This is a genomic window from Flagellimonas sp. L-11 (genome assembly GCF_056857735.1).
Genome location: NZ_JBSXNR010000029.1, coordinates 25,971 through 44,606, shown reverse-complemented (window position 1 = coordinate 44,606; position 18,636 = coordinate 25,971). Strand labels below are relative to the sequence as shown.

The 18,636-nt window shown below is 42.1% G+C and carries 17 protein-coding genes; 9 read left to right on the top strand and 8 right to left on the bottom strand.

Annotated features, from left to right (window positions below):
- The first annotated feature begins 192 nt into the window (after positions 1 to 192).
- The 6 genes from AC13CC_RS03360 to rlmB all read left to right on the top strand — a co-directional run bounded on the left by AC13CC_RS03360 (position 193) and on the right by rlmB (position 9,099).
- Positions 193 to 3,417 (top strand): SusC/RagA family TonB-linked outer membrane protein, encoded by a 3,225-nt coding sequence (locus AC13CC_RS03360; RefSeq protein WP_326279096.1) that lies wholly within the window; start codon positions 193 to 195, stop codon positions 3,415 to 3,417.
- A 21-nt stretch (positions 3,418 to 3,438) separates the two neighbouring features.
- The gene (locus AC13CC_RS03355; protein WP_482876195.1) at positions 3,439 to 5,118 is read left to right on the top strand and encodes a SusD/RagB family nutrient-binding outer membrane lipoprotein; all 1,680 of its coding nucleotides are present in this window, start codon (positions 3,439 to 3,441) and stop codon (positions 5,116 to 5,118) included.
- Between the two features lie 20 nt (positions 5,119 to 5,138).
- On the top strand, positions 5,139 to 6,023 hold the full coding sequence (locus AC13CC_RS03350; protein WP_326279098.1) for a hypothetical protein: 885 nt from the start codon (positions 5,139 to 5,141) through the stop codon (positions 6,021 to 6,023).
- 134 nt (positions 6,024 to 6,157) lie between these two features.
- Positions 6,158 to 6,901: a hypothetical protein gene (locus AC13CC_RS03345; RefSeq protein WP_482876193.1), complete on the top strand. Its 744-nt coding sequence runs from the start codon at positions 6,158 to 6,160 to the stop codon at positions 6,899 to 6,901.
- 33 nt (positions 6,902 to 6,934) lie between these two features.
- Entirely contained in the window at positions 6,935 to 8,275 is a 1,341-nt protein-coding gene (locus tag AC13CC_RS03340) for an aryl-sulfate sulfotransferase (RefSeq protein ID WP_482876191.1), read from the top strand.
- Positions 8,276 to 8,367: 92 nt separating this feature from the next.
- On the top strand, positions 8,368 to 9,099 hold the full coding sequence (gene rlmB, locus AC13CC_RS03335; RefSeq protein WP_482876189.1) for a 23S rRNA (guanosine(2251)-2'-O)-methyltransferase RlmB: 732 nt from the start codon (positions 8,368 to 8,370) through the stop codon (positions 9,097 to 9,099).
- 3 nt (positions 9,100 to 9,102) lie between these two features.
- Here the strand turns inward: rlmB and AC13CC_RS03330 are convergent, their stop codons facing one another.
- A complete protein-coding gene (locus AC13CC_RS03330; protein WP_482876188.1) occupies positions 9,103 to 9,825 on the bottom strand; it encodes a rhomboid family intramembrane serine protease in 723 nt (240 codons plus the stop codon).
- A gap of 120 nt (positions 9,826 to 9,945) precedes the next feature.
- On the opposite strand from AC13CC_RS03330, the gene AC13CC_RS03325 reads away from it, so the two are divergent.
- A complete protein-coding gene (locus tag AC13CC_RS03325) occupies positions 9,946 to 11,223 on the top strand; it encodes a replication-associated recombination protein A (protein ID WP_482876186.1) in 1,278 nt (425 codons plus the stop codon).
- Here AC13CC_RS03325 and AC13CC_RS03320 read toward each other — a convergent pair.
- Genes AC13CC_RS03320 through radC form a run of 6 tightly spaced genes read right to left on the bottom strand, consistent with a single transcriptional unit; the run spans position 11,220 to position 16,824 of the window.
- On the bottom strand, positions 11,220 to 12,062 hold the full coding sequence (locus tag AC13CC_RS03320; protein ID WP_482876185.1) for a hypothetical protein: 843 nt from the start codon (positions 12,060 to 12,062) through the stop codon (positions 11,220 to 11,222). The genes AC13CC_RS03325 and AC13CC_RS03320 overlap by 4 nt on opposite strands.
- A gap of 13 nt (positions 12,063 to 12,075) precedes the next feature.
- Positions 12,076 to 13,536: a DUF5723 family protein gene (locus AC13CC_RS03315; RefSeq protein ID WP_482876184.1), complete on the bottom strand. Its 1,461-nt coding sequence runs from the start codon at positions 13,534 to 13,536 to the stop codon at positions 12,076 to 12,078.
- Positions 13,533 to 14,078 carry a hypothetical protein gene (locus tag AC13CC_RS03310; protein WP_482876183.1) on the bottom strand — a complete coding sequence of 182 codons (546 nt, stop codon included), beginning with the start codon at positions 14,076 to 14,078 and terminating at the stop codon, positions 13,533 to 13,535. The genes AC13CC_RS03315 and AC13CC_RS03310 overlap by 4 nt, the downstream gene beginning before the upstream one ends.
- A gap of 57 nt (positions 14,079 to 14,135) precedes the next feature.
- On the bottom strand, positions 14,136 to 14,825 hold the full coding sequence (locus AC13CC_RS03305; protein ID WP_482876182.1) for a YjjG family noncanonical pyrimidine nucleotidase: 690 nt from the start codon (positions 14,823 to 14,825) through the stop codon (positions 14,136 to 14,138).
- Positions 14,818 to 16,113 carry a polysaccharide deacetylase family protein gene (locus AC13CC_RS03300; RefSeq protein ID WP_482876180.1) on the bottom strand — a complete coding sequence of 432 codons (1,296 nt, stop codon included), beginning with the start codon at positions 16,111 to 16,113 and terminating at the stop codon, positions 14,818 to 14,820. The genes AC13CC_RS03305 and AC13CC_RS03300 overlap by 8 nt, the downstream gene beginning before the upstream one ends.
- 12 nt (positions 16,114 to 16,125) lie before the next feature.
- The gene (radC, locus tag AC13CC_RS03295) at positions 16,126 to 16,824 is read right to left on the bottom strand and encodes a RadC family protein (protein WP_326279109.1); all 699 of its coding nucleotides are present in this window, start codon (positions 16,822 to 16,824) and stop codon (positions 16,126 to 16,128) included.
- Positions 16,825 to 16,877: 53 nt separating this feature from the next.
- On the opposite strand from radC, the gene AC13CC_RS03290 reads away from it, so the two are divergent.
- Positions 16,878 to 17,330 carry a DUF1569 domain-containing protein gene (locus tag AC13CC_RS03290; protein ID WP_482876179.1) on the top strand — a complete coding sequence of 151 codons (453 nt, stop codon included), beginning with the start codon at positions 16,878 to 16,880 and terminating at the stop codon, positions 17,328 to 17,330.
- A gap of 3 nt (positions 17,331 to 17,333) precedes the next feature.
- Here the strand turns inward: AC13CC_RS03290 and AC13CC_RS03285 are convergent, their stop codons facing one another.
- Positions 17,334 to 18,227: a Mur ligase domain-containing protein gene (locus AC13CC_RS03285; RefSeq protein ID WP_482876178.1), complete on the bottom strand. Its 894-nt coding sequence runs from the start codon at positions 18,225 to 18,227 to the stop codon at positions 17,334 to 17,336.
- A 97-nt stretch (positions 18,228 to 18,324) separates the two neighbouring features.
- Between AC13CC_RS03285 and AC13CC_RS03280 the strand changes: the two genes are divergently transcribed.
- Positions 18,325 to 18,636: a cupin domain-containing protein gene (locus tag AC13CC_RS03280; protein ID WP_326279112.1), complete on the top strand. Its 312-nt coding sequence runs from the start codon at positions 18,325 to 18,327 to the stop codon at positions 18,634 to 18,636.

The window sequence follows — 18,636 nt, the reverse complement described above, 5'->3', positions numbered from 1 at the left end:
AATGAGGTCTCATAACGAATATTTACATTAAGAGCAATTACACCCCCATCAAATTATAGAGTTATCAATGAACTCTAATGATTTTGCAGTTATCTCATTTAATGACCCCCTCTTAAAGATTTTATAAAATTAGTTTGGATTATTAACATGAAATTATGATTTTAGCGATTAGCTAATTCAAATAATTTAACAATGAGAACAAAACTTAATGGATTGTTAACGCTATTATTGGCGTTTGTTGTGCATATATCCTATGCACAAGACAAGACGATTACAGGTACAGTTACGGATGCCGATGGGCTCCCGCTGCCTGGGGTCAACATTGTCGTTGAAGGGACCACAACAGGTACCCAAACAGATTTTGATGGAAATTACGCCATCAGCGCGAGCGAGGGGCAAACATTGCTTTTCACTTACATTGGGCAAAGACCCTCGACAAAAGTTGTCGGCGCTAGCAGCGTAATCAATGTTCAAATGGTGGAAGACACCCAAGCCCTTGAAGAGGTAATTGTTACCGCGCAAGGTATTAAACGTGAAAAGAAGGCCTTGGGTTATGCGGTTTCTTCTGTTGGTGAAGAAGACTTGGAACAACGTGCCGATGGTGATGTTGCCAGAGTACTTTCCGGTAAAGCCTCTGGTGTAAACATTACCGCCGCGGGTGGTATGTCCGGTTCCGGTACCAACGTTGTAATTAGGGGTTTAAGCTCCTTTAGCGGAAGTAACCAGGCGCTTTTTGTAGTGGATGGCGTTCCTTTTAGTAGCGACACTAACGCTCAGGGTAACTTTCTGGATGGCAACACAGGTTCTTCCAGATTTTTGGATTTGGATCCGAACAACATTGCCAGCGTGGAGGTACTTAAAGGTTTGGCCGCTGCCACACTATATGGTACACAAGGTAAGAATGGTGTAATCTTGATAACAACCAAAGCTGGTTCAGGCGAAGGTGGTGCCAAAAAAACAGAGATTACGGTAAACCAATCTTATTTTGTCAATGCCATGGCCTCATTACCTGATTACCAAGATGAGTATGGTGGTGGTTTTGACCAATCTTTTGGATGGTTCTACAGTAACTGGGGACCTAAATTCGAAAGAGGTGGTGTTGCAGGATGGGGGAACCAACCTGCTATCGACGACAACGGTACGCTTCCACACCCTTATTCGACAACTGCGATTCAAGCCACAAGGGATGCCTTCCCAGAACTCCAAAATGCACGATATGACTGGAGACCTTACGATAGTGTTGAAAACTTCTTTAGACCGGGTGGTGTAAGCAATACGTCCGTCAACATTAATGGTGGTACTCAGGATGGCTCTACATCATTCAACGTTAACCTAGGTTACTTGAACGATGAAAGTTTTGTTCCTGGCAACGAGTTACAGCGTTTCAATATCTCCGTTGGTGGTAGAACACAACTTACCAATAAATTTACCATTAGTGCCGCCATGAACTATTCCAGAACTGACTATCGCACCCCTCCAGTTGCGGCGAGTAGAGGTAATGGTAGTTTAGGTTTCTCTACGTTCGGTGCTGTATTCTTTACACCAAGAAACGTTGACTTAATGGGATTGCCTTTCGAGAACCCCATTGATAATTCCAGTGTGTACTATAGAAATGGTAACGATATCATGAATCCAAGATGGATTGTGAAAAATGCGCAAAACTCCCAGTTGACCAACAGGTTCTTCTGGAATGCTTCTGCCAACTACGCACTTTCCGATAACTTGGACCTAACCTACAGGGCAGGTATGGACTTCTATACTGAAAGAAACACTCAATATTCGAATAAAGGTGGTGTTACATTCAACAATGCCATTTTCGGTTTCTTGAACACATACGATAACAACAATACCATCTGGGACCACTACTTGGCACTTAATGGTAATTATGACCTTTCTGAAAAATTGGGTATGACTTTCACCGCTGGTGCAACAACAAGATCTACCACGTTTGACCAGCAAGGGGTTCAAAGTACGGGACAGTTGGTTTATGGAGTGGTACGTCACTTTAACTATTCCAACCAATTACCTATACAGTATACCGAAAGAAGAAACATCGCCGGTGTTTTAGGTCAGGTTACTTTGGACTATGACAACATGTTGTTCTTAACAGGTTCCACCAGAACAGACTGGGTATCTAACTTGATTACGGAAAACAACAGTAGAACATACCCCAGTGGAAGTATTTCTTTCTTGCCAACGGCCGCATTCCCAGAATTGCAGTCCCAAGGAGGTCTTAACTTCTTAAAGTTGAGAGCAGGTATCGGTTCTTCCGCTACTTTTCCAACTGCGTACCCTACTGTAGGTATTGTTGAGCAAAACACGCAAGTTTACGGTGAAGGTGGTGGAATTACCACAAACCAAGTTGCAAGTTTTAAAGCAAATCCCGACCTGAAACCCGAGCTATTGTCTGAATTTGAATTAGGTTTTGAATCCAGATTTTTCAATAGCCGAGTTTCCTTGGACTTCACATATTTTGACCGCACAACAAAGGACTTGATCGTGCGTGAACCTTTATCGCCATCTACAGGTTTTACTTTTACCCAAAGTAACGTTGGTAAAATCGAGGGTGATGGTATTGAAATCGATGCCTCTGTGGATTGGTTCAGAAGTGATTCCCCAGATGGATTCAACTGGAACACTAGAGCAAATTTCTCCACGTACAATCCAGTGGTTACAGAACAAGAGCAGGACATTATTATTTACGCTGGTAGTTCTACCCTGTTCGTAGGTGGTAACGCGGCAATTAAAGGCAAACCTCTCGGGGCCATGGTGGGAACTGCTGTGGGTAGAGATGCAGATGGGAATTTCCTAGTGAACGATGCCGGTGATTATGTTATTGTTGAGCAGGATTTGGATGGGAATGTTCCCGTAATTGGTGATCCAAACCCGGATTACATCATGAACATCATCAATAGCATGTCCTTCAAAAACTGGAACTTTGGTTTCCAATTGAGCCATACCAAAGGGGGTGACATCATGTCAAATACAATCGCCACCCTTCTTGGCCGTGGTTTGATCACCGAAACTTTGAACAGAGAGAACACTTATATTTTGCCTGGTGTTTTGCAAAGTACAGGCGAAGTGAACAACAAACAGACAAACAACGCATCTTACTACTTCGACAACGTTTTGTTCGGTCCTGCCGAATTAAAGGTTTACGATGCTTCGGTAATCAGATTGCAAGAGGTTTCTTTGGGTTATTCTTTCCCGAAAAAGTTTTTGGACAAGACTCCATTTGGGACTTTGACCATTACCGCACAAGGTTTCAACCTATGGTATGATGCCTACAACACACCAGATGGTGCCAACTTTGATCCAAACGTTCAAGGCGCGGGTATCGGAAATGCCCAAGGATTCGATTTCATCAACGGACCTAGCGCTAGAAAATACGGTTTAAGCGTCAAAGCATCGTTTTAAATAAAAAATAGCTAAAATATTATGAAAAAAATAGGTAAATATATAACCGTTGTCTTTCTACTAACAGGATTGTTAAATTCTTGTGAGACAACCGATTTGGATCTCCGAGTGAGTCCTAACGACCTTGCTGCCGATCAGGCAGACCCAGGATTGCTACTGAATTCGATTCAGCTTGCCTACGCGGACAACATGTTCGATATAAGCAAATTGGGCGGTGAGCTGACCAGGCTTGAGTACATGAGCGGAAGAAACTACTTTAACAACTACCCGGGTTCAACATTCGATGACATCTGGGCAAGAACCTACAGTAGTGATAATTCCTTCGAAGGCGTGGATCTTGGCATTTTTACAAACGTTCAAAGCCTAGAGGCCATAAATGCTGAAAGCGACGTGGATTATTCCTTCCATATTGCAGTGGGCAAAACATTACAGGCCCACATGCTAATGTTGATCACCGATTATATCGGGGAAGCTGCGTACTCCGAAGCGGGTGACCCAGACCAGTTCCCTGCTCCCTTGTTGGACGATGGGGCCTCTGTTTATACCAGTGCATTGGCTTTGTTGGACGAAGCCGAAAGTTTGTTCGCCACAAATCCCGGAACAGTGGGAGCCACAGATTTCTTTTACGATGGAGATACTTCCTTGTGGATCAAAGCAGTGAACTCTATAAGACTGAAAGCTTATGTTACCACTGGTAACACTGCCGCTTTTGATGCTGTAATTGCTGAAGACAATTATATAGATGACGTTGAGGAAGATTTCCAATGGCAATATGGGTCTCGTGAACTGCAACCGGACACACGCCATCCTGATTATGCCGACGACTACCAACCCAGTGGCGCAGACCTGTACCGACCCCTTTGGTTGATGCAGTATATGCAAAATGTGGACGACCCGAGATTGCGTTATTATTTCTATCGTCAAGTTGCCGAAACTCCCGGAGCTCCCGGAGTAGACCCCAACGAGGAAACCTTGGCCTGTTCTTTAGCCGTACCACCACTTCATTATCAAGAAAGTGAGTGGGCATACTGTAGCTTGCCCAACGGTTACTGGGGAAGACAACACGGTAACAATGAAGGGGGTCCACCTGACGGTTTCACAAAAACTGCAGTCGGTGTTTACCCACAAGCTGGTAAATTTGATGACAGTGATTTTGGTGTTGTAGGTCTAGGACTTGGGGGCGGAGGAGCTGGTATTCAGCCCATCATCCTTTCATCATATGTAGATTTCTGGAAAGCCGATAACGCCATGGCCAAAGGGGAATCCAATGCTGTAGTTGCGGAGTTGTTTAGGTCGGCATTGACCAAATCCATGGCAAAAGTAAGACCATTTGCTGCTTTGGATCCAACTGCCGATTTAAGCTTTGAGCCTTCAGAGACCGATGTGACAACATGGATAGATGGTATTATTGCCGATTTCTTGGCAGCTACTGGAGATGATCAAATGAACATCTTTGCCGATCAATATTTTGTTACTCTGTACGGTGGAGCTGTTGAAGCTTACAACTACTACAGAAAAACAGGATATCCTACAAACCTGGCCCCAAACTGGGAAGCTAATCCAGGTCCATTCCCAAGAACCTTCCTATACCCTCAGAATGAGGTTATTACAAATCCGAATTTGACACAAAAAACGGATATGACAGGACAGGTTTTCTGGGATACAAATCCGGCATCACCAGCATTCCCAGAAGCCCAATAACATAAAAAAAATTGAAAATCATGAAATTTATAAATAAATCACTTTTAGCCGCAGCTCTAGCGCTAGTCGGATTCACATTCAATTCGTGTGATGATGGTGACGCTGTGATTGACGAAGTATTTGCCAATACCACAAGTGGTATTGTGCTAAGAACAGTGAATGTGGAATCGGACGAACTGCCCATTGGGCAATCCGACTCCTACTTTGCTGTCGAATTAGAAATGCAGGACGAAGAAGACGGTGCTCTGGTGGAAAGCCTGGATGTATTCGTTTCCTTTACAGACAACACAATTGAAGAAGGAGGAACGGATTATAGTGCTGCCGAGGTTCAAGTTGGGACCGTTTCCAGCTCTGAGTTCACTATTGGGGAATATGGATTTCCAAGATACTCCTATAGCATCACCCTTCCAGAAATGTTAAGTGCTCTTTCTCTATCCGAGTCAAACGTAGATGGAGGCGATGTGTTCTCCATCCGCTTTGCAGCTAATTTGGTAGACGGTAGGACGTTCTCAAACGGTCAGAACACAGATACCTCTACAGGATCTTTCTTTGCATCTCCGTTCCAATACAATGCAACGGTTGTATGCCCTCCAACTCCTCCAACTTCTGGGGAATGGACGATAGACATGCAAGATTCCTATGGAGATGGATGGAACGGTGCTTCAGTCTTGATAACCATTGACGGTGAGGCTACCAACTATCTAATAGAGGATGGAGCTGCAGCATCTGAGTCTTTCAATGTTCCTGATGGAACTGAGGTTATCTCCATTGAATTTGTATCTGGAGATTGGGATTCTGAAATAACCTTTCAAGTCACCTCTGCGAACGGTAATGTGATTTTGGACCTAGGTCCAAGTCCTACTGCCGAAATTGAATTGTTGAACTACTGCTTGGACAACTTATAGTCCATCAAGTATTCAAACAAAAAAGCCTGGATTAAAATTAATCCAGGCTTTTTTTGTTCTAATTAGAATTATCCTACGTAATTTCTTATCTTTTTAATCACAAAGAAACACACAATACATTAAGATTCAATTACATGAAAAAATTCATCACACCATTGCTACTATTTCTAACGGGCAATCTAATGTCGGCTCAGTATGCCGGTCAAGTAGCATCGGGCAGTTCATACAACGCTGCATCCAATGCCCTGGTCTCTACTGTCATTGGCGATATGGACGATCAATATGATCGCCTATCAAAACAAACAGGAATTGACGATTTTTCAGGTTCCCCGTATATGAACGATACATTTGTGCCAACCCCTCTTTTTTATGGCGATGAGGGTATGGGCACCTACTATTATAGATACAACGCTTACAACGAAGAAATTGAAATAAAAAAAACCAATTTATTAGAAGAACAGATAGCTGCACTTACCAAGGATAAATCCATAAAAGTGATGGTAAAGGGTAAACCTATGGGCTTTGCCACCTTTATTGACAAAAAAGGAAATACCTTGAACGGCTATCTAACGACAGTTTTAGATGGCAAAACCTACGACCTCTACAAAAGGATAAATGTGAAGTTTACCGAGGGACAGAAAGCACAAAACTCCTTTGTTAAAGCTGTTCCAAACAGGTTTACACACTTTATTGAATACTACTACCAAGAAAAAGGTGTGAACAGAATAGACGAGATTCCCTTAAAAACCAACAAAGTTGCCAAACTGTTCAAAGAGCCGTTAAGATCAGAGGTGAAAAACTACATAAAGGACAATAATTTAGATGTTAAGGAGGAATCTGATTTAATTAAAGTCTTCAACTACCTGAATGAGAGATAACATATTCTTTTTCCTTAATTAATCAACCGGCACATGTTAAAATCATCAATCAAAACATCTCTGGCAATAATTTGTTGCACACTCCTTTTATGTTGTTCCAACAACGACAACTCGATTACTCCCGATGAGTCAGGAGAAGAAACCCCGGAACAAGGAGAAACACCAACAGAAGAAACTCCACAAGAAAACAACGAAGAGGTTGTGGAAAGTGATTTGGGCACGGTAACCTACTTTAACAAAGCTTTGGCAGAAGACCATTACATCCTGTTAAACGACGCCATGAACAACCATGTTTATTTAATGGACAAAAATGGTGATTTGGTGTACGAATGGCCATTGGGAGACCGTAAAATTGGGAACGATGTTGTGCTGCTTGAAGATGGAACGCTGTTGGCCGCATTACAAGCTGAAGGACCCGATATATTGTTTGGTGGTTTTGGAGGGAAAATCCAGATAATCGACAAAGAAGGCAATGCGCTGTGGGACTTTACCTATTCCAATAGCAACCACCGTTTGCACCACGATGTAGAATTATTGCCCAACGGCAACGTGTTGGGCATTGCATGGGAAAAAATGACCCAGGAAGAAGCCTTGGCCAGTGGCTCCAAGCACAATACCGACCTTTACCCGGAATCCATTCTGGAAATTAATCCAACCACGGATGAGATTGTTTGGGAATGGCATGCCAAAGACCATTTAATCCAAGATTTTGATGATACCAAATTAAATTTTGGGGAGGTTGCTGCAAACCCGCAATTAATCGACCTAAATTATGTAAATGCTGAAAACGGCAATATTATGCACATTAACGGTCTTGGTTACGATGCCATCAACGACCTAATATTTTTGAGCGTTAATTTTTACAGCGAAGTATGGATTCTCGACCACAGCACCACAACCGAAGTGGCGGCATCCCACTCGGGCGGAAATTTTGGAAGAGGCGGAGACCTGGTGTATCGCTTTGGCAACCCAAGTGCCTATGGTGACGATGATTCCGAAAGGATGTTTGTAAACAACCATTACCCAAATTTATTTGAGCCTGGAAAAATGCTCATTTTCACCAATGGAGGTGACCTTGGCCAATCCACAGTATACGAATTGGGCTTACCGAATGCACTAACTCAAGAATCCATTCCCACCCTTACCAGCCCTGAAATCCTTTGGAGCTTCACAGATACTGAACTGTATTCCCCAAAAGTTTCCGGAGCTGTTCGCCTTCCCAATGGAAACACCCTTATTACCGAAGGCGACTATGGTATTTGGGAGGTTACGACCGAAGGAGAAGTGGTTTGGAAGTTTTCAGGAGATGGTTTTTTCTGGAGATCATACCATTATGCTAAGGACCACCCTGGAATTATTGCATTAGAACTATAATTCATTGTTTCAAAACATCTTAAAAAATAATGGCCCCATTGGAAATGGATAGGCTACTTTATTGCATCTTTGCATTTAAATTGCAATAAAAAATGAACAGTCAAATCTATGGGATACGGGCCGTTATGGAAGCCATCAACGCCGAACAGCCCATCAACAAGATATTTGTCCAAAAGGGTCTCAAAGGGGAGCTTTACAAAGAACTGGAGTCCTCCGTTCGTAAAAATGGCCTTAGTCTATCCTATGTTCCGGTTGAAAAACTGAACCGCCTCACCCGAAACAATCATCAGGGTGTAGTGGCACAAATATCCCCCGTACAGTTTCATCAATTTGAAGAGTTGGTGGAACAAGTACTATCCAAGGAACAACTTCCCTTGTTTTTGATGCTCGACGGAGTTTCAGATGTTCGGAATTTTGGTGCCATTATCCGAACCGCCGAATGTTGTGGCGTGCATGGCATTATTATTCCAAAAAATGGTTCGGCCCCCATTACGGACGACACCGTAAAAACCTCTGCCGGCGCAGCTTTTAATGTGCCCATTGCCAAAGTAGATCATCTAAAAGATGCCATTTTCTACCTGCAATCTTCAGGTATTGTGGTTACCGGAGCTACCGAAAAAGCCGATGATGAGATCTATGATGTGGACTTTAACCGGCCTACCGCCATCATCATGGGATCTGAAGAAAAAGGTATTTCCCCTTCTACCCTAAACATTATTGATCACCAAGCAAAACTCCCGCTAATGGGCAAAATTGGTTCGTTAAATGTTTCCGTGGCCTGTGGTGTTTTTCTTTATGAGGTGGTTCGGCAAAGAAATAATTAAGAATCATTCCTCATCAGATTCCCTGTAATGGTATTTGATTTCGATTTTTTGTTCAGATTCTTCCGTAGTAGTCTCAATGAAATTACCATCTTCATCAAAATGTTTTAGGAAAGGGTCGTCCTCTTCCTTGTAATCTTCCCGTTCCCAATCGTACTTACGAACCTCGGGAATCCGAACCTTGGTGATCAGGGCAAGCGCAAGCCCCGTGGCAAATCCAGCAAGGTGCCCTTCCCACGATATGCCATCCTTTACAGGAAATATATACCAAATCATGCTCCCGTAAATAAAAACCACAATCAATGACAGTGCTACCAAGCGATAATGCTTGGCAAAAATCCCCTTAAAAAAAATAAAGCTTGTCAACAAATAAATTACACCACTCGCGCCAATATGGTACGATGGTCGCGCAATTGCCCAAGTAAGAAATCCGGACGCCAGTGTTCCTAACAATAATATCCGAAGCGCCGCATTTTGGTAAAAATAGAACAGAAAAGCAGTTAACACGGCCAATGGGATGGTATTGTTGTATAAGTGCGTTATGGAACCGTGGATAAATGGGCTAAAGAGCACTCCTTTTAATCCAGATAACCTTCTTGGGTAAACGCCATAATCGTTTAGGTTGATGCCAAACTGCACCTCGACCCAAAAAACAATCCAAATAGAAAGTACGGCTACCAATGGCGCCAATACTACTGCATTTGAAAATTTAAATGTATCTGAACCCATATACTCACAAAATCAAACATCCCGCCACAATCTTAAATGTATACAAATTGTCAGGTCGACAACAAAAATCCTTTCCAAATTAAGAACAATGGACCATCAAATTTATTTTATTTTTACTCCATGAACGAACCTTTGGCAGAACGCATACGGCCTAAAACTTTAGAGGATTACATCAGTCAGCAACATTTGGTGGGAAAACAAGGCGCTTTAACCACCCAAATCAAAAACGGTGTTATCCCCTCCTTGATTTTTTGGGGTCCCCCAGGAACAGGAAAAACCACCTTGGCCAACATTATTGCTTCTGAAAGCCAACGGCCCTTTTACACTTTGAGCGCCATTAGCAGTGGTGTAAAGGATGTTCGAGAGGTGATTGACAAAGCAAAGCAAAGTGGAGGATTGTTCACTTCCAAAAACCCTATCCTTTTTATTGATGAGATTCATCGTTTTAGTAAATCCCAACAGGATTCATTGCTTGGTGCGGTGGAAAAAGGTTGGGTGACACTTATTGGAGCAACAACGGAGAATCCCAGTTTTGAAGTGATACCTGCACTTTTATCAAGATGTCAAGTATACACCCTAAACCCATTTGGAAAGGATGACCTTATTGCGTTGTTGGAAAGGGCCATTAAAACGGATGTCCATCTTTCCAAAAAACAAATTGAGTTGAAGGAAACGGAAGCCCTGTTACGCCTATCGGGGGGAGATGGACGAAAATTACTCAACATTTTCGAGTTGCTGATCAATTCGGAGGGTAACGACAAAATTACCATCACCAACGATTTAGTGCTCAACAAGGTTCAGAAAAACACGGTGCTGTACGACAAAACCGGGGAACAGCATTATGATATTATTTCAGCCTTTATAAAAAGTATTCGGGGAAGCGACCCGAATGCGGCTGTATATTGGTTGGCCCGTATGATCGAGGGCGGTGAAGATGTAAAATTTATTGCAAGGCGAATGATCATCTTGGCATCCGAAGATATTGGAAATGCGAATCCCACGGCCCTTGTATTGGCCAACACCACTTTCCAGTCCGTTACCACTATTGGATACCCTGAGGCTAGGATAATCTTGAGTCAATGTGCCACCTATTTGGCAAGTTCGCCAAAAAGTAATGCCAGTTACATGGCCATTAACGAAGCCCAACAAAAAGTGCGTCAATCTGGAGATCTTTCAGTGCCTATACCACTCCGGAATGCCCCTACCAAATTGATGAAGGATTTGGGGTATGGAAAAGGATATGACTATGCCCATAACCACGAAAATAATTTTGTGGATTTTGAATTTCTTCCCGATGAAATTTCCGGAACTACATTTTACAGACCAGGGAACAACCCAAGGGAAAATTCCATGAAGGACTTTTTAAAGAAAAGATGGAAAAACAAGTATGATTTTTAAAACTTGATATTCAGCTCTTTATGTACTTTTTTACCGTTCTCGGAATACTCCAACAGCCATTTGCCGTCTTTTTGAAAGACCACCGCATTATTGCCTTTAAAATCGGTCATAAAAACATTTTCCATCGAAGTAGCTTCCAACCTTAGTACAACTTTCGGTGTACTGTCCACCAATTGGTAGCCATTTTCGGTAGATTGGGCATATAAAAGGCTTGTGGGAACCGTGGTCGTTTTATCCGTATCGGAATCCCTTATAATTGTAGAAGGCTTTGGCGTTACACTTTTATAAACCTGTTCTTCCGTAGTGGCCTTTTGTTCCACAACGTGCTCTTTGGACGCTTCTTCCACCGATTTTACATCATCCTTAAAACTAACGGTTACTGGTGCTTCCCTATTTACTTCCTCTTTTTTGGGCTCATAGGCATAATCCATACCGGCATAAGAAACAAATGCTTTCTGAATGGCATCCTTATAGGCTTCATCATATTCCTTGATCTTAGTTTTCCCTTCAACGGACCTAAATACTTCAACATTATTACAATCCTTGAGAGCGATGGTGATTTTTGTAGAAAAAAGTGAGGAATCATCAACCAAGTCGGCCATAAGTCCCAGACATCTATTGCCTGCCAAATCTACTGGCAAGGCATCATCATAAACAACATTAAAACCGTTTTGTTCAAAAAAATATTTTACCAAAGTGCTGGTCTGATACTCGTTTACTGATTTGAAAGCGTCAAACTTTTTTGGGACAATTATATATTTATAGTTGTTCAGTTGAGCGTTTACGGCACCGCCCAATCCCATTGTCAAAAGCAATATGTACAATACTTTATATTTCATATAGTAAAAGTAATCAATTACTGTTCCAAGATATGATATTAAATCCGAACTGTAAAGAGGCGTAATGGCTATCAGCCACATTGCTATAGCTTAAAAGGTTGTCTGCCAAAACATAAAAATTAACAGGCCCAAATTGAAGATTTGCACCCAATCCAATATTTGTAAAAGAATATTTATCAACGGTATACGTGGCTTTTAAGGAAGCGGTCCTTCCAAACCTTCTTTGGTAAAAACCGGTCAATGCGGCCTGTACGCCCCGGGGTCTTTTCATCATAAACAATTGGCCTCCCACACTATTCCTGTAATAATCGCGATTGTTCCCACCTCCCCCGTTAACAGCACATCCGCAATTTTCGAACAAGGGACTTCCTCCTCCTTCACCAAAATCGTGTCTAACGGAGCCATAAACCTTAATTGGCCTTAATGAAATATAACTGGATTGGTTTTCACCATGGGGCAGCGCCCCATCAATCTCATCAATGAGCTCTTGCCATAAATCGTTGTCCACATTGTTGATGTCCTCCGGAAGAAAAACAGAAATCCCGTCGGTAGTTGTGCTACCGCTAAAGGTGTAGTTCCACACATCCTTTGAGTTATTGATAAACCCAATATCCAAAACACTTCCTGTTATTGTAGTCTGCGGGCTGAGGTTATAGCTAAAGCCAAAATCAAAACCAAGTCCAAGGTTTCCGCCCAACAATACGCGCTCCGTAAAAACACTTGCCAAATCCTTTTGTGTGGTTCCCGTATCTTCCTCAATAATATCGTAAAACTCTCTTACCCCTGCCGTTTGGAATTGCATATCGGCATTAATAGTGCTCTCGTAAACATTATTTTGCCCTTGTCGTGTAGTAAAGGAACCTGAGTTGTTTATGGACTGGAATTGAAAAATACTGGAATATATTTTAGCCCTTGCCCCCAAGGTAAGTGCTGTGCTTGCCTTTCTGTTGATTCCAAAATGAAACACATTGATCATCTCTCCACGAAGATTTAAGTCCCCTAGATCAAAACTCCGCCCAATGTTGCTGCCTCCATTACCTTCAAATGCCAAAATAGCCAAATCCTTGGGCCAATATGAGATGATGTCCATTTCACCGTACATTCCAAAGGAGTAGTAGTCATCCGGCCTATTTTTACCTCTAAAACCCACGGTAATTCCCTCTATCTGACTTGTAGTGCTGAAATCGTCCTTATCTCCCATTACATCCAACAACCGCTCTTGGACTTTTGTGGTAAAATCAACACCGTCGTTGGCAAAGAGATCGTTCACGGTAACACCACTGGTTGCACCTTGTACAGATAGTCCAGAAATCACAGGAATGCCAGTATGCCATTTTTGCGATGTTTTTACTCCCGGATTTACCATCAAAGATTGTGGGATTTCATAAAAATCGTATAATAACTCCTTGTTTTGGGCAAAAACAGTGGTGCCACAAAATAAGGAAATCAATATAAGTTTTGGGGCTATTCTCATTGCAATTGAAATAGGAATTCTCCTCCAGACCGTAATATAAGTTTGGGGTCTTCGGCTGACGAAACACTTGTGTCGTCACTCAAATTATTGGCTGTAATTCGAAGGCTGGATGTGTTTACCAGTATATCGATGCTCTTGCCACCTGCCCCATAGAACACGGGGTTCGTAAAGATGGAATTAGGATCAATTGAGAACGCCTCTGTATCCAGTAATTGGCCAGATTCATCCAAAAACTCAATGGTTATTTCCAGTTGTTTATTTGTTGTGTTCTCTATTTCATAAGTAATTGTACCCTCTAAAAGACGCTCTGCCACATATTGCTCATTGAATGCCTCAAAATTGATCTCTTGGGAGTAAAAAGAGCTTAGTGCTCCTGCCGAGTTTATGGTCTCTTCATCGGATTCAAAATAAAAAAGACCCGAGGCCAAAGTGGGGGTTACCCTTAAATCATCAATCTGATTAAAATCTTGTTCTTCGGTACATGAAGCAATGAAAAATAAAAGGCTAGCCGCCAAGAAGACTGAATGGAATAATCTTTTCATAGCCAAAAACATTTTCTAGTGTCCAAATAATGAGGGTATACCACTCCTAATATAACTCTATAAAATGTTTTTTATTTCAATAAGGTCGTCAATCATTGTACATTCACCATGATTGGAATCCTTATGGAAATTGTAATGAAGCACCTGCATTCCCATTGCTTTGGCACCCAAAATATCCGCCTCTAGGTTATCCCCGACCATCAATGAATTTTGTGGCTCTACCTGTGCCATATCCAGTGCAAGCTCAAAAATATAGCGGTTTGGTTTCTTGACCCCCGCCATTTCAGAATCAATAATTTTCTGAAAATAATGATCGATCCCACTTCCTTTCAGTTTTTTTGATTGCACTTCTTGAAATCCGTTTGTAATAATGTGCAGTTTGTATCGTGGAAAAAGGTATTCCAAAGTCTCCACGGTATTGGGCAACAAATGGGTAAAAGATGATAGGTGAGCGATATAATCGGTGGCCAACACATTGATTACCTCATCGGAAACATGCACGCGGAGCGCATCAAAAGTTCGTTTTAAGCGCTGGTAACGCAGTTCGGATTGACTAATTCCGTTCTCTCGGTACAATGCCCACATTTGCATATTGATAGGCGCATAGACCTCCAAAAAAACATCTAAATCCACCTTCACTTTATGGTCCGCCAATATCTTGGCAAACGTAAGGGCCGAGTTTTTCTCAAAGTCCCAAAGGGTGTGGTCCAAATCAAAAAAGATATCGGTTACTTCGTAATCAAACATAATAGCGTTTTAAAATAGATTGATAGAGTTCCATCCAATCCAAGTGTTGCTTGCCCCCCAAGAGTTCGTTGGAAAAAACCAGAACAAAGTCACCCCTAACTTGTTTCACCAATCGGTACACTTTATCCATTTTCTCAAAAACCTCGTCCTTTTTCTTATACTTGACAAGGGCATAGTCGTGCATGGCAAAGGGATGTATTTTTATCGGTTGCCTTACCTCGGTGTTAATATCATAAAAATAAAAAGGTGTACAGGTACCTGCCCTAAACCCGATTTCGTGCGTGTATCCCATAGAAAAATCATCCGTGAACTCGGTCTCTACCAAGTTCCTGTATGTAGCTGGAACATTCACTTTGTTATATCGAAGCCTGGCATAACTTATGGGCCTGTTAATCAGGTTTCCCAATTGCTTTTTTTCTTCCCGAAGTACATTTTTGTCCGATGTGGATACAAATGATGTGCTCAGTGAAACAATGCTATAATCTGCCACGGACTTGATCAAATAACGAAACTTGTTGTTGGTGGTGGATACATTTTTATCGTGGGCCGAATGCTTGGCAAACTGAAAAAAGAACATGGTCTTTATCGGGAATTTTTTATGGATGTCCACCAACTCAAAGAAATTATCGTAAGGGTCTTTTTTTAGCCTCAACAGGACAGAGAATCGCTCCCAAACATCCCTGAACCTAAAATTACCCAGATCCAACAAAAAGCCACCGAGAGTACGTGAAATTCCGCGCATGGCATAGGCGTGCGACGTAGTGACGTTAATAATAGAAGTGAAGCCGTAACTCTTTTCCTTGGTCTCCAAATCCGGGAAACGTTCTTTTAAAGCCTCTAATAGTTTGTAGGCCCAGAGATCAACCACAGGTAGTTCCAAAAAGTTATTTTGATAAGCTATGCTTTCCTTCACCGGAAACCGGCCCACACTATCCTTGACATGGGGCAAATATTCCTCATACCTGCTCAAAAGGAAAAAACTGGCCGAAAAAATATCAAAGGGAATGGTACTCTTCTCTCCTGAATAAAAAAAACAGGGAATACCGTCCCAATCCGAAACCTTTATCTCCAAATCATTGATTCCCTGTTCGAACAAAAGGTCATTGCTCCTCACAAAAAACTCGTTCTGCAAGGGCTGTTTGGAATAAGTCATCTTGGGCCCATTATGCTTTATAAAGTCTTCGACCTTTGTGGTAAACCCCATCTCCACCCCCAAGATTTTTTCAAAAATTTGCTTGGCGGTATACGTTAATCGGTTGGTCACCTTATGGGTAAAAATCAATAACATAGGCAAAATGGGCTATAGAATTCCTTTGTCCGCAAAACTTACATATTGATTTCTGGCCAAAATCAAATGATCCAATATTTTTATATCCAAAATTTCGGAGGCTGTTTTCAGTTTTTTGGTTATCTGCTTATCGGCTATGCTTGGCTTCAAAGTTCCTGATGGATGGTTGTGGGCGAGAATAATCGCCACAGCTCCAAGTTCCAATGCCTGTCTCAAAACCAATCTAACATCCACCAAGGTTCCCGTGATGCCCCCTTTGCTCAACTGGGCTTTATGCACAACCTTGTTGGAGTTGTTTAAATACACAATCCAAAACTCCTCGTGCGGAAGCTCCCCAATTAAAGGGTAAAGCAGTTCATAAGCGTCATGACTACTCTGTATTTTAATTATTTTGGAAGTATTCTCTAAGCGTCTTCTCCTACCCACTTCCAATGCAGCTGCAATGCTCACGGCTTTGGCCTCTCCAATCCCTTTGAATCGCATCAATTGGTTTACCGAGAGCTTGCCCAATTCATTCAAATTATGGTCCACGGAGGCCAAAATCCTTTTGGAAAGCTCCACGGCACTTTCGTTCCTGTTACCTGAACCGATCAAAATGGCAATTAGCTCGGCATCAGACAGTACAAAACTGCCTTTTTGCACCAGTTTTTCCCTTGGCTTGTCATCGTCTGCCCAATTTTTAATGGAAAAGGAAGCTAGTTTTTCTTGCATGGCCTAAAGATAGGAGAATAATTTTATGTAATTTCCATGATAAATCCTTCATCATGAAATCCCTTTTCAATACCGAGGCACATACCGAAATCTTGGCACGGGTCGACAAACTTTCAGATTCCTCCGAAGGTTTATGGGGCAAAATGAAGGTTGGTCAAATGCTACACCATTGCCAATATCCTTTAAAAATTTCTTTGGAACGGTATAATCCTCAAAACAAACCCAACCCCATACTGAAGCTTATGGGGAAGTTGTTCAAAAAAAGCCTTTACAACGATAAGCCTTGGCGACGAAATCTGCCAACCGCAAAAGGATTAATAGTGGTGGGGGACAAAAATTTTGACGAAGAAAAAAAGGTGTTAGTTGGTTTGATCAACGATTTTCATCAGGAGAAAAATAGAAAAAATTGGGATCCCCACCCCGTTTTTGGTTCCTTTACCCATGAACAGTGGGGCCAAATGCAATACAAACATTTGGACCATCACTTCAGGCAATTTGGGGTTTAAGGATTATTGATAAGTAGCTATAGCTTCGTAGAACTCCACTTCGTCAACACCCATTTGTTGGCATATCCACTTGGCCCCTGCTAAATTGCTCAACTTTGTTGCACTTGAGGTTTCCAATGGCAGTTCACCGTCGGGCGTATCCAAAAGGACTTCCCCATTCACTTCTTGATAATCCGGGGTTACATACGGCAGTTTTCTGATCGGGTTTTCCGATGCTTCTACGAGTTTCTTAACCACGACATCCTCATCATTATAAGTAATGCTTCCGCCCTTGACAATACTATCCACAAAAATGCGGTACTGCTCGGTGTAGTTTTCAAAATCCCCATAAGGCCCTTTACCATCCCATTCAATATCACTTAACAAAGCAATATTGGGTCGGTACAAGTGAAATTGAGGAGCATTATCCATTGCAGACAACGGAATATCACCCCCCTCGACCACAATAAAATCGTTTTGCTCGGTTAGGCGAATCCCATTCAAGGCCGACAATGCGTAGTCCACTTCAACATTATTATACTCCAATACATTTAAGATCATTGAGGCTACACCGGTTTTTCTCTGACTTCCAGCAATGACCACCCGCGTCTTGTATTTGGTCAGCTCGTACAGAAACTCGGCATAGGAATAAATTTTTAGACCCAATTCTTGGGCCTTTTCCAGTTCTGGATTATTGTTTTTTGCATTTGACCCCAGTACAACGGCTTCCAATTGTGGATGAATGTTACCGGGAAACCACCCCATATCATCTGGTAACAGTCCTTGCTCCTTCAACTTGGGCCTGAGCGATACTTCTATCGCTTCATCGCTACCAGTTACAACTTCTCCTTTTTTATGCAGAGCATGGGCCAAATTGAACATATTGACTTCGCCCAAACCTATAAAATGTACTCCCATTGATTTTAATTATCGGTCAAAAATAGCCAAAGCGGATACCATTCCAAACAAAGATGCTTCATATTAATTTCTATCTTGGCACTAAAATTTAAGCACAATGAACCTATCAGAGATCGAACCTAAGGAAATAATGCCCGGCTACCACGGAAAATTGGTGCACGGCGAACGCATGAGCTGGGTATTTTGGGATGTGGAAAAAGATGCAGAAGTACCCGAACACCAACACGATCACGAACAGATCATGCACGTGGTAGAAGGTGCTTTTGAGTTTACCTTGAATGGCGAAAAAGATACGTATGGACCGGGCGATGTAGTGATTATTCCATCCAACGCCCCGCATAGCGGAAAAGCATTGACAGCTTGTAAATTAATGGACATTTTTAGTCCCGTTCGGGAAGAATATAGGTAG

Excerpts from the sequence above, each read along its gene's own strand:
- AC13CC_RS03320 (WP_482876185.1), bottom strand. The coding sequence starts at position 12,062 with ATGAAATATAAAGTATTGTACATATTGCTTTTGACAATGGGATTGGGC.
- AC13CC_RS03310 (WP_482876183.1), bottom strand. The coding sequence starts at position 14,078 with ATGAAAAGATTATTCCATTCAGTCTTCTTGGCGGCTAGCCTTTTATTT.
- AC13CC_RS03325 (WP_482876186.1), top strand. The coding sequence starts at position 9,946 with ATGAACGAACCTTTGGCAGAACGCATACGGCCTAAAACTTTAGAGGAT.
- AC13CC_RS03330 (WP_482876188.1), bottom strand. The coding sequence starts at position 9,825 with ATGGGTTCAGATACATTTAAATTTTCAAATGCAGTAGTATTGGCGCCA.
- AC13CC_RS03280 (WP_326279112.1), top strand. The coding sequence starts at position 18,325 with ATGAACCTATCAGAGATCGAACCTAAGGAAATAATGCCCGGCTACCAC.
- AC13CC_RS03290 (WP_482876179.1), top strand. The coding sequence starts at position 16,878 with ATGAAATCCCTTTTCAATACCGAGGCACATACCGAAATCTTGGCACGG.
- rlmB (WP_482876189.1), top strand. The coding sequence starts at position 8,368 with ATGAACAGTCAAATCTATGGGATACGGGCCGTTATGGAAGCCATCAAC.
- radC (WP_326279109.1), bottom strand. The coding sequence starts at position 16,824 with ATGCAAGAAAAACTAGCTTCCTTTTCCATTAAAAATTGGGCAGACGAT.
- AC13CC_RS03305 (WP_482876182.1), bottom strand. The coding sequence starts at position 14,825 with ATGTTTGATTACGAAGTAACCGATATCTTTTTTGATTTGGACCACACC.
- AC13CC_RS03300 (WP_482876180.1), bottom strand. The coding sequence starts at position 16,113 with ATGTTATTGATTTTTACCCATAAGGTGACCAACCGATTAACGTATACC.
- AC13CC_RS03345 (WP_482876193.1), top strand. The coding sequence starts at position 6,158 with ATGAAAAAATTCATCACACCATTGCTACTATTTCTAACGGGCAATCTA.
- AC13CC_RS03315 (WP_482876184.1), bottom strand. The coding sequence starts at position 13,536 with ATGAGAATAGCCCCAAAACTTATATTGATTTCCTTATTTTGTGGCACC.
- AC13CC_RS03340 (WP_482876191.1), top strand. The coding sequence starts at position 6,935 with ATGTTAAAATCATCAATCAAAACATCTCTGGCAATAATTTGTTGCACA.
- AC13CC_RS03355 (WP_482876195.1), top strand. The coding sequence starts at position 3,439 with ATGAAAAAAATAGGTAAATATATAACCGTTGTCTTTCTACTAACAGGA.
- AC13CC_RS03350 (WP_326279098.1), top strand. The coding sequence starts at position 5,139 with ATGAAATTTATAAATAAATCACTTTTAGCCGCAGCTCTAGCGCTAGTC.
- AC13CC_RS03285 (WP_482876178.1), bottom strand. The coding sequence starts at position 18,227 with ATGGGAGTACATTTTATAGGTTTGGGCGAAGTCAATATGTTCAATTTG.
- AC13CC_RS03360 (WP_326279096.1), top strand. The coding sequence starts at position 193 with ATGAGAACAAAACTTAATGGATTGTTAACGCTATTATTGGCGTTTGTT.